This window comes from Methanococcus voltae (genome assembly GCF_024807655.1).
Classification (GTDB): domain Archaea; phylum AGJL01; class Methanococci; order Methanococcales; family Methanococcaceae; genus Methanococcus; species Methanococcus voltae_D.
Genome location: NZ_JANUCR010000001.1, coordinates 535616 through 542990, shown reverse-complemented (window position 1 = coordinate 542990; position 7375 = coordinate 535616). Strand labels below are relative to the sequence as shown.

Sequence of the window (7375 nt, the reverse complement as noted above, 5' to 3'; positions counted from 1 at the left end):
GGGGTGTAAGTGCCAAGGTTTTCCGAGGCATTAAGCCCGCTAATACTAATAGTTCAAGTGATAAAAGATATTCTGGACACTTAAAGATATGAGAGCTTATCTCAATTATGTTAAAAATTTTATTTTTTTATATGCAAATATATTTATTTATTTAAATATACAAATATTACTTTTAAAAAAAATAAATTAAATTTTTTTGTTATATTCTTACGGGTATATTTTCTTCTAACATTTCTTTTTTGATATCTTGAACCGTATATTCTCCGTAGTGTAAAATACTTGCCATAAGGGCAGCATCTGCAAAACCCTGTTTAAAAACATCTTTAACATGTTCTATGTTACCACAACCGCCACTTGCAATTACTGGTATTTTTATGGATTTAGAAATTATGGACGTTAATGGGACATCATAACCTTCTTTAGTTCCATCTGCATCCATGCTGGTTAATAAGATTTCACCAGCACCTAATTCTTCAACTTTTTTACTCCATGTAATGGCATCAATATTTGTAGCTTCTCTTCCCCCATAAATATATATTTGGAACCAGAATTTTCCTTTTTCATCTTCATAAATGTTTCTGGCGGTTAAATTTTTAATGTGGTTGTAATTATTATTTTCATCAATATTTGTCTCTTCAGTTGTAAGATATGTTTTTTTAACATCCATCGCAACAACAACACATTGTGAACCATAGATTGCAGATGCATCAGATATTAATTGTGGCGTTTTAACTGCAGAAGTATTTATTGATATTTTATCTGCACCTGCCCGTAATATTCTTTTGAAATCTTCGACAGTTTTTATACCGCCACCCACTGTTAAAGGAATAAATACCTTTTCAGCTGTTTTCTTTACAACCTCAATAATAATGTCTCTTTTTTCAAATGAAGCAGTAATGTCTAAAAATACTAATTCATCAGCACCCTGTTCATCGTACAATTTGGATAGTTCCACAGGGTCTCCTGCATCCCTTAGGCCTAAAAAATTGGTTCCTTTAACAACTCTACCTTCTTTAATATCTAAACAAGGTATTATCCTTTTAGTAAGCATTTTTTCACCATATAATTAAAAATATATTGTAAATAATTTAATAATAGTTATAATTAAATCATCTTTTATATTTGATTATTTTCCTATTTTTTCATTATTTTCCAGTATTTTATTTTTTTTATTTTTTATTTTTTAATATTGCTTTTAGTATCTTTTAAGTCTTTAGCTACTTTTAACGCTCGAGTAGATGCTAAATCTTTTTTAATATATATTTCAGCTAAATCTTCCGCTAAATTAGATAATTCTTTACTAAATTTGTTCCTTGCCAATACTACAGGCTCCCCTTTTATCCACTGGTCTTCCACAGTAATTTCATATGGTAAAACTGCGATAATATCTTCAAGAATTCCCTCAAATTCGACAATATTTCTATTTTTGTTTAATACAACCCCTATACAATCAATATCTATTGCATAAAGCAGTTCTTTGGTTTTTATCGTGTTAATAACGCCAGGTATACTATCTTCCCCAATAACTATCATTTTGTTCACTATTTTTTCATCAAGGTTTAAAGAAGAAAATAATAAACTACCTTCCACTATGTTTGGAGGTAAATCTATAATGATAATGTCATATTTATTGTTTAATTCATAAATTAAATCTACCATTCTACGCTGGTTTAAATCAGTGTTAAATGAGTTAGGGCTCGTATCTGAAATTATAACATCCAATTCATCATAATTATGTATTATATCGTTAATATCTAAATTCCCCGATAAGTAGGAATTCAATGTATATGGCGTATCTTCAAATCCAAAAAGCAATGAACCAGTCCCTGCATATATATCACAATCTATATACAAGGTTTTTGCTTTGCTACTCAAATAGTATGCAATATTACCAGAAATAGTTGTTTTTCCAGTCCCGCCTTGAATATTGTAAAATCCAATTCTCATAAAATCCCCTGTTTTTTTAATAATATATTTAATCTAATTATATTTTTGTATTTTTTGATATTTTAGTATAATTAATAGTATTATATTTTTTAATTAAATACCTTATGCAATAATTAAATATATTAATCAATTTCTAAAATTTCTAAACATACAATCAATTATATAAATAAGTAAATACTATCATATTATAAAAAAATTAAAATTAATAGATTAACAATATTTTGAATTTAAAATATTAAAAAGTTGATTGATATATTTTACCACTACTTAATTTATTAGGGTTATATTATTTGGTATATGCCCATAGTTAATGAAATTTATATTATATGATTAATCAATATGATTATTAAACTTATTAATTTTTAATTATTTTTAAAAGGAATTTGTAAGTTCCTAAAATGGTGATTTATTTGGATTACAATTACGAAAAATTATTGGATAGGGCAAGAAGTAAGTTGCCAGAAGATGTTTTTAAAGATATAAGATTTGAAATACCTAAAGCAGATAGTTTTGTAGAAGGTAATAGAACAATTATTAAAAACTTTAAAGAGTTAGCTAAATTCATTGAAAGAGATGCACAAGAGTTTTCAAAATATGTGATGAAAGAATTGGGTACTGCTGGCGATTTGGAAGGTAATAGATTAATATTACAAGGTAAATTTGGATACCGATTAGTAAATGAAAAAATACAGAATTTCGTAAATGAATATGTGTTATGTCCAGAATGTGGAAAACCAGATACTAAAATAGTTAAAGAAGGAAGAATTCATTTCTTAAAATGTACTGCTTGCGGTGCTATGAAACCTGTTAAAACATTATAATTGATAAATATATTATATTATAATATATTGTTAGTATTATTATTTGTAATGAAAACGTATACTACAATATAAATAATATTTTTTTAATATTTTTACTTAAAACTGAATTTTAAGTTTATTTTAGGTATATTCTAATCTTTGATTATTTTAGTGGATTATACTAATCTTATATTTTGAATTTTGAAAATTCTTTTATTAATTTACATTTTTTAAAAAATAATATATATGCAATTAAATATGTGTTTATAAAATTATATATATGTGGTGGAATAATGTCAGATGATGATAAAATTACAATAGATAGTGGTTCTAATAGCTCTAAAGGTTCATTTTGCTATCGTTGTGGTCATGAAGGAGAATTGATTGACGGATTATGTAATTTATGTTATAGTCAATTAAATCCGTTGTTTACTGTAGATGAGCGAATAATTATCGAAGTTTGTCATATGTGCGGGTCTTATAAACGAAAATTATGGTGCGACCCAAAAAGTGAGGATACATATGCTATAATGGATGAAATTGCATATTTTGCGGTTAAAGATAATTTAAAAAAAGCAAATAAAGCCGTTGATATTCAAATAATCCCCAAAGAAGCAAAGCAATTACCCGGGGGTAAACATTCGAGAGTGGAAATACCTGTTAACATAATAGCAGAGGGTAAATTAATCGGGGAAAAAAGAGACCGAACTGAAGAGAAGGAAGTAGTAGTTTATTTGAATATGGTACAATGTCCGAGATGTTCAAGATGTATGTCTAACTATTATGAGGGAACACTACAAGTTAGAGCAATGGGTAGGTTTTTATCCGAAGATGAAAGAATTGAATTAGATGATTTTGTACGTGAAGAAGTGGGTAGAAGACTAAAAAAGGATAGAATGGCATTTATTTCTAAGTTCATAATTCAAAAAGAAGGCTTAGATTATCAAATGGGTTCAATGGGTGCTATAAGAAATATTGCTTCTGCAATAAAATCTAAATACGGCGGTAAAACATTGGAAACTGCCAAATTGGTTGGCGTGGATAAAGATACGGGTAAAGACCAGTATAGGATAACAGTATCTGTAAGAATACCGCAGTATTCGATAGGTGATGTAATCGCATATAATGAAAAGATATGTGTGGTATCTACAATATCTGAAGATAAAACCCAGTTAAAATCTTTGGAAAATTCTGAAAAAATAAATTTAAATTGGAATGACGTTGAAAAGAATACTTATTTAGTTTGTAAATCTTCAGAATGCCAAACTGCAACTATAATCTCCGTATCGGAAGATACCATAATGGCAATGGACGACGTTAATTATGAAATATACGAATATAACAATGACATAGAAGTGGAAGAAGGTTCTAAAGTTAAAATTTTCAAAAATGAGGAATTAAATAGAATAATTGATTTAGTAGAATAATAATAATACTAATAATAATAATAATAATAATAATAAAATTAATATAATAAAAATACGTTAAAATTATTATATTAAAATTTTATATTCTATTTTTTTATTTTTAATCTTTAACTTCATAAGCTCCTTTACCGACTTTAGTTTCATAAACTGGGCAATTCCAAATTTCTTTGAATATTTTTGCAATTTCGGAGCTACATTCTTTATTTTTTGGTATTGCAATTATTGCAGGTCCTGAACCACTGATGGTAATTCCATATGCGAATTCTTTGACCTTTTCTTTAGCTTCATCGTATCCCTCTATCAACGTGGCTCTACAAGGTTCTACAACCTGGTCTCCCATCATATATTTGCCTAAATTTTCAAAATCTTTATTATATATGGAATGAATCATGCCTGTAGCTTTTCCAACATTGTTAACCAGTTTTTGCAATGGAATTTCTTGGGGCAATATTTTTCTCGCTTCTTTTGTACTAACTTGGATATTTGGGAGTGCAACAACTACATCCATATCTAATAAGATGTTTAACACTTCTAAAGGTTCATAACTGGTTGTTAGTGTAAAATTGCCCATAATGCCGGGTGCAACGTTATCTGCGTGTGGGGCTCCTGCGGCAACTGCTTCACCTAATGAAGCATATTTTATTAACTTTAAATTATCTAATTCTAAATTAAATAATTTATTCATTGCTACGGCAACACCCGAGCAAGATGCAGAACTACTACCTAAACCGCTACCTGGTTTTATTCCTTTTTGAATTTTAATATGTACACACTCTTTAATATTGAAGTCTTCCATCATTTTTAAAGCAACAACGCCTGCAGTATTTTGGGTAGGGTCCAAAGGAATTTCTTCGGCTTTTTCACCTGAAACACTTATTTTAATCTGTTCACAACATTTACATGAAGATTCTATGATTTCCACATTTACTAAATCATAGGGTTCTTCAAGTGCAAGACCAAAAATATCATATCCTGGACCTAAATTTGCAGAAGTTGCAGGAGAATAAATTGTAATTTCTTTCATAAAAACACCTTTTTATATTGTTCCTTTTTGAAATTTATAAATTCTTGTATGCTTATTGTTTAATTTTTTAAAGTTTTATATTTTTATTTTTCATCATTTTTAATCATTAATACATAACGGCGTTTAAATTAATATATATAACTATTTAAAATGAGAATTAGTTTTAATATATTAAATAATGGATAATAAATAATAATAAATATTGAAATTTATAAATTCTAACTTTTAATTATTTAAAAAAGAAGGTTAAAAAGAATTTAAAAATCAATATATATATCTTTACCTTTTTTCATTGCTTTTTGAAGATCTTTACCAACATTTGTTTTTTTATTGATATTTACATTACCATTCGAGTTTACGGTTGCAGTGCAAACATAATCTCCGTCAACATATACTTTAATATTTGAACCAATATAGTCTTCACCTGCTTCTATTACAATATGTTTACCTGTTTCGACCAATTTAGTCATTTCATAATCATTTACATATTCATAAGTAGGATAATCTGCCATGGGTTCGTTATTTATGATTTTTTCCCTTACATTTATTTTTAAGCCCAAAGTATCTTCAAGTTTTGCAATTTCTTTGCCCCCTTTTCCAATTATGGATGGGATGTATTTTTCAGAAACTTTTATTTCAATAGTGTTTTTATTAACAACTGAAACCTCAGGATAACATTTTTTAGGCAATAATTTCTTTAAAACATCTTTTAATTTATCTTCCGCATAGTTAAATATTGGAGATTCTGTTTTTTGTTGTTTTATTGGCATTACCACAACTTGCTCCCCGTATGTATATATCTCATATTCTGGAGATTTTGTTTCAAAGTCTACGACCTCTATAATAGGTCTTGCGAGGTCCGATTCTTTCATACCATGAGGTACTTTCACATTAAACTCAACTTCGTATACTTTTCCGACTTTTCCGTCTTCAATAAATATAACTGTATCTACAATTTGAGGAATTATACCTAATTCGACTCTCCCGATTAACCTTTGAATTGAATCGATGGGTTTTGAGGCATGCACTACCCCCACCATACCAACACCTGCCATCCTCATATCTGCAAATATTTCAAAATCTTTAGTTTTTCTTACTTCATCATATATTGTATAATCAGGTCTTACGAGTAAGAGTATATCACAAGTATTTTCCATATTATTTTCAAGTGGTGCATACTGTGTTATTTCATTACCCACTTGTAAATCTCTTGGACTTTCCATAGTTTTAACGATTTTATCCAATCCTTGATAACTTTCTGCAAGTGCTGAAACAAAAGTCGATTTACCGCTTCCTGGAGCGCCTGAAACAAATATACCCTCTGCTTTTTTTAATTTTTCATTTAATTGTTCGGGTAAATTATAACTTTCAAGGGTAGCTTTCGCAATAGGTCTAACGGCAGTAACTTCCAAAGCTTCTGAAAATGGAGGTCTTGATATGGAAATTCTTAGATTTCCAAGTTGTAATACAGTAGCACCTCTTTTTTGTATTTCTGTTAACCCATTGTTCTGTTCACTGTATCTTAATATATTATCGATAATATATTCCATTTTACTTTTAGATAATATTTCTTCTGCAAAGGGTCTTAATTTAACACTTCCAGGTTTTCCTATTTTAACAAATGGTTTACACCCTTCTTTTAAATGAACAGAAGATGTATTTTCGGTGAAATAGTTGTTTAGAATTAAATCTACTTTTTCAGTAGTTACCCTAAGGTAGTATGAACGTATCCCCTGAGCAACTGCAATATTATACTGTATCCAATCACTCGTTAATAGTATTGAATCTCTTTCTTTTGCTACGTTTCTTATTAGTGCATCTATTTCTCCACTTTTAGCTAAAGAAACCATTTCCAAGCTCGGTCTTTCGCCATAGTAGGTTAAAGTTAAATTACTATCGCTATCTTTTAATATTTCCGATAACTTCTTTAACTCTTCAATGCCCATATAGCCTATTTCACGTCCTTTATTGGCTTGAGCTTCTAATTCTGCGACAACAGCTTCAGGAACTATTATTTCACAATTTTTCAGTTTTTTATTTTTTATCAGTTCCGTTATTCTGCCATCTATAACTACACACGTATCGAGAGTTATTTTTTCATCAAATAACTCGTCAAATGTGGGTAATTCTTCATATTTTTTATTTTTTGTATCTGTGTTTATATCCAAAATATCACC

6 protein-coding genes are annotated in these 7375 nt (G+C 28.7%); 2 read left to right on the top strand and 4 right to left on the bottom strand.

The window, feature by feature from the left end:
• Positions 1–199: 199 nt before the first annotated feature.
• Positions 200–1051, bottom strand: a complete 852-nt coding sequence (gene hisF / locus J3E06_RS02550) for an imidazole glycerol phosphate synthase subunit HisF (protein ID WP_013180752.1) — start codon at positions 1049–1051, stop codon at positions 200–202.
• 125 nt (positions 1052–1176) lie between these two features.
• Positions 1177–1947: a MinD/ParA family ATP-binding protein gene (locus J3E06_RS02545; protein WP_013180751.1), complete on the bottom strand. Its 771-nt coding sequence runs from the start codon at positions 1945–1947 to the stop codon at positions 1177–1179.
• Positions 1948–2345: 398 nt separating this feature from the next.
• Here J3E06_RS02545 and J3E06_RS02540 point away from each other — a divergent pair, with 398 nt between their 5' ends.
• A complete protein-coding gene (locus J3E06_RS02540; protein WP_013180750.1) occupies positions 2346–2768 on the top strand; it encodes a translation initiation factor IF-2 subunit beta in 423 nt (140 codons plus the stop codon).
• Between the two features lie 272 nt (positions 2769–3040).
• The gene (locus J3E06_RS02535; RefSeq protein WP_013180749.1) at positions 3041–4174 is read left to right on the top strand and encodes a 60S ribosomal export protein NMD3; all 1134 of its coding nucleotides are present in this window, start codon (positions 3041–3043) and stop codon (positions 4172–4174) included.
• A gap of 100 nt (positions 4175–4274) precedes the next feature.
• Here the strand turns inward: J3E06_RS02535 and J3E06_RS02530 are convergent, their stop codons facing one another.
• Positions 4275–5198 carry a homoserine kinase gene (locus tag J3E06_RS02530; RefSeq protein ID WP_013180748.1) on the bottom strand — a complete coding sequence of 308 codons (924 nt, stop codon included), beginning with the start codon at positions 5196–5198 and terminating at the stop codon, positions 4275–4277.
• A 257-nt stretch (positions 5199–5455) separates the two neighbouring features.
• Complete coding sequence (locus J3E06_RS02525) at positions 5456–7366, bottom strand: PINc/VapC family ATPase (protein WP_013180747.1); 1911 nt, start codon at positions 7364–7366, stop codon at positions 5456–5458.
• Positions 7367–7375: the final 9 nt, after the last annotated feature.